The organism is Pedobacter sp. 01T416_2 (assembly GCF_056398925.1).
In genome coordinates this window covers 1-2992 of record NZ_JBFTQI010000720.1, presented here as the reverse complement: position 1 = coordinate 2992, position 2992 = coordinate 1, and the positions used below count along the sequence as shown (strand labels likewise).

Annotated in this window: 2 protein-coding genes; both read right to left on the bottom strand. The window is 41.6% G+C overall.

Translation table 11 applies throughout. From position 1 onward, the window contains the following. On the bottom strand, window positions 1–497 hold a 497-nt coding region (locus AC1DPQ_RS23025), incomplete at its 3' end, for a hypothetical protein (protein WP_477610994.1). A gap of 222 nt (window positions 498–719) precedes the next feature. Beyond that, window positions 720–2992 (bottom strand): hypothetical protein (locus AC1DPQ_RS23020; protein WP_477610993.1); only part of this gene is annotated, 2273 nt, incomplete at its 5' end.

Here is a 2992-nt window from a genome sequence, read left to right as displayed (position 1 = left end):
AATCTGGATATAAATCTTTTACAAGATGTTGTAGCCAATAACACCCTGTTATTTTCGGGGAGTTGCAAGGTCAACATGCCGTATGCCGTCCGCAAATTTTCAGGTTCCGGTATTTTATAATGACTTCTGTCGGGGTAGGTACCCCAATCTTCGGGTTTGCCCAGCGTGCCGCCTATCTGTCCCAGTTTTTGAAAAGCTTCTCCATAAATTTTGGTAGTATCGGCCAATTGATGTTGTAGATCGAATACCACTACTTCTTTTACCTGTACGGCTTTAGCTGAAGTATTTTTAACTGAAAGTGCACATAAATCGCTACTCCATTTCCTGCCTACTATGAGTGCCTCTGCCGCAGCGCCATTAGTTAGGATAACTTTGGCTGGTGCATCTTTTAAACGCTGTACAAATCCGTCTGCCAATCCGTTGTTATCAACACTACATGACAGACTAATTACCCCTAAAGCAGTGAAAAGCATGAGGCTTACCAGGTATTTTTTCATTCGGTAATAATTTAATTTTTTATTGCAAAATACGATTTAATCCAAATATTTTATTCAACCCGCACCCCATGTATTGCTATTTACAGGTATTGTAAATCAATTAATGCAAGTGGCCGTTCAATTTGTGTGGTAATAGATCACGCAACTACACTTAAAACCCTCTAGGCATACATATTTTGATAAATCTTCAAAGAAGGGTACTTCAAAATCTGCAAGTGGTACTTAATATCCCCCTGCAATATCTCTGTTTAAGCTGATAGTAGTTTTTCTTTCTCCGTTGACAATTGAATATAGTTTCCATTTATTATTATCAACCTGTTCCAGTTGCCAGCTATTTGCAGGGTCTGCCAGCTGCATTTTTACACTTCTGGGAAAGGCATTGGCAGCTCTTGCATTTTCCCAGGTTCTTATTACTTTAAAAATAACATCTTTCTGCGGGCAGCTTTCAACATCCTTTTGATTTACTTTTAAACTGTATGTCGTACCAACCCCCACTGAAATCGCCTGTATATGCTCATACTCTTCAACCTTAGATTTAGCGTTGATCGGGAAGTTGCCGCCCATGCCCACCGGGAAATAATTAGCATAACATACATCGCGAAGATCTTTTCCCTGGCTAGTCGTACTGCCCCATTCGCGGGTTTCAGCGTCGTATAGATTTTTCCCGCCACCAACATTCCAGATGCTCTGATAATGCCATGACCCTTCGGATAAGGTAGCACCCGTGAAACGGATGTAAGGAACACCCAACTGCGCAGCTTTTTCGAACATTTTACCAAAAAAACGTTTAGCCGAATAATAACCGTGGCCATTATTGAACAAAAACTCCTGTCCATCAAAGTCATAATAAGCAAGGCCGTTAATTTTACAGATTTCAGCAAAGTGTTCGGCTATTTTGTCCTGAAGTTGCATGTTTGGGATGAGCCCGTCATAACCATAATTAACCGTTACCTGAAGTTTATAAATAGTATCCCCGTCGGCGTGGTTTGAGGCGGTGGTTTTCCAATATCCGCGCTTCACATTCAAAAGCCTATAGGGTTTTTCTTTGGAAACGCCCATATAATGGATAAGTTCTTTACCGATTTTGACCATATTTAAGTTGGCGCAATGACCTTCCCAGCTGGCAATCTCATCCATGTAAGCCGGGTTGTCGACCAAAATTACTGTGTCTGTTGGACTGATACTTTTTACCAGCAGGCGTTTTTGCTGATAACACAGGCTATCGCTCGGGATTGGACTCGCATCCATAGTGCCAGGGGCCAATGCAGTGGTAATAGGTGTTCTGCCTATACTGATACCCTGTTTGGCCGCCATATCAGAAAATTCCTTATGGGAAACATTTCCGTTTGTTAATTTTATCGGCTTTTTCTCAAAGTTCCTTCCGTCAATGTAACCGTTATTGCCACGATCCGCTCTTAAGAAACCCTGATCATATAAGCTTATGGTTTTAAAACCCAATCTTGATGCATAAGAGATCGTGCTGTCATTTAAATTACCACTGGTTAGAAGGTCAGGAACAAAAGCAGCCGGGTCTTTTATCCATTTCCCGTTAATGGTCGGATGCGGGAGTTTTTCTGCTAAGACAATTTTCTGAATCACATCCAGCAAAGCTGTACTGTCCGGACTTCCCCATAAGGCTACGGATGATCCGATATAATCTACACCTGGTAATGGCTGCACCTGCAAATGGTTTGGGGTGTTGGCAGCCATATTGGGAATGAGCGAAAAATAAACCTCTCTTTCAAAACCACGGTCCCTTGATTGATAAGAGAGCGATATTCTTCCATTTTTATCCACATTAGCTGCATTGCCATACATTATCCGGTACCAGGGTTCTTTGTGTGCATAAAAAGCAACATCGCTGATACCATTCCCACCCAATGTAAATATCTGACCTTCATGAAGGTTGGAAGGTAAGGGAAACCGTTTAGTATCGGGACTGTGAACAACATATTGAAACGGCGCTGCATCGCCGATTGTTTCTGCTTTTCCGCCCAGGGTATTATCGTTTAAGGCCATCATACCGATGGAGTAGTTTACGGCAGCACTTGTATCTCTTGCCACACCGATGATTTCTCCAAACAGATTGTTGATGCTGGTATGTACCGGCCCCCATTCGATCACATCAATCCCTTTCCGGTTGGTAAGCGACAACAGGGTTAATTTGAAATATTTCGCTTTGGCTTCCAGTTTAACAGTAGCCACCGAACCATTGGCATAATATAACGAGAGTGTTTTTTTATTTTTTATATAAACCGCTTTTGTGGGTTCGAAGTATTTTTTTTTAGTATCACTATATAAACTCAGTAAAGGCGAGGGCTTTTCTGTTAGACTAAATTCCTTGTATGGTGCCTTAGTCTTGTTTTTCATACTGGTGACAAAACCTTTGTTATCGACCCTGATCTTGAAATAATCCGTAGAAAAATCGGTCTGGCTATAACCTTTTACCGAAAACCAACAGGTGACTGCCATTAGCAGAACAATGGCTTTTAGGG